The organism is Kitasatospora putterlickiae (genome assembly GCF_039527695.1).
Lineage (GTDB): Bacteria > Actinomycetota > Actinomycetes > Streptomycetales > Streptomycetaceae > Kitasatospora > Kitasatospora putterlickiae.
Map to the genome: position 1 here is coordinate 44237 of NZ_BAAAKJ010000042.1, position 633 is coordinate 44869.

Genomic DNA, 633 nt, shown 5'->3' on the forward strand with positions numbered 1-633 from the left:
CGCTTCTTGCAGCGGCTCGGCACCGAAGGCATCCGCCGGCACGTCGACCCGGACTTCTGGATCACCCGCTGCCTGCACGCCGCCGCCGCGATCCCGCAGTACGGCGAGGCGGTCGTCCGCGCCCAACTGGACTCCGCCGAGGTGGTGCTCGTCGAGGCGGCGCTCGCCGCGTTGGCCCGCACGGACCGGCCCGCCGACGCGCTGGGCGACCTGCTGGCCCACGCGGGCGGCGACCGCGCCCGGGCAGCGGTGTACGCGGTCACCCGGGCCGCCCGGTTCGCTCCGCCGGGCGAGCTGGCCGACCGGCTTGGAGAACTGCTGTCCCAGGCGCGGGGCACCAAGGTGACCAGCCGCAAGGAAGCCGTACGGCTGGCCGCGGAGCACCTGCCGCCGCGGGCCGCCGCCGTCCTGCTGGCCGCCGCCTACCGCATCGAGGGCCAGCGCCGCGATGTGCGCGCCGCGGCGGTCGCCTTCGCGACTGGCCTGCTGGACGCCGAACCCGTCTGGGACCTGCTCGCCGAGGCCGCCGGGCAGGGGACACCGTCCGTGCGCCGCGCCGTCCTGCGGGCCGACCCGGCGCACCTTCCCCCGACCCACCGGGCCCGCTACGCCCGGCTGGTGGCCTCCGTCGCC

General features: G+C 78.0%; 1 pseudogene. It reads left to right on the forward strand.

The window, feature by feature from the left end:
- A pseudogene (locus ABD308_RS05075) lies at positions 1-633 on the forward strand (hypothetical protein); the annotation flags it as partial.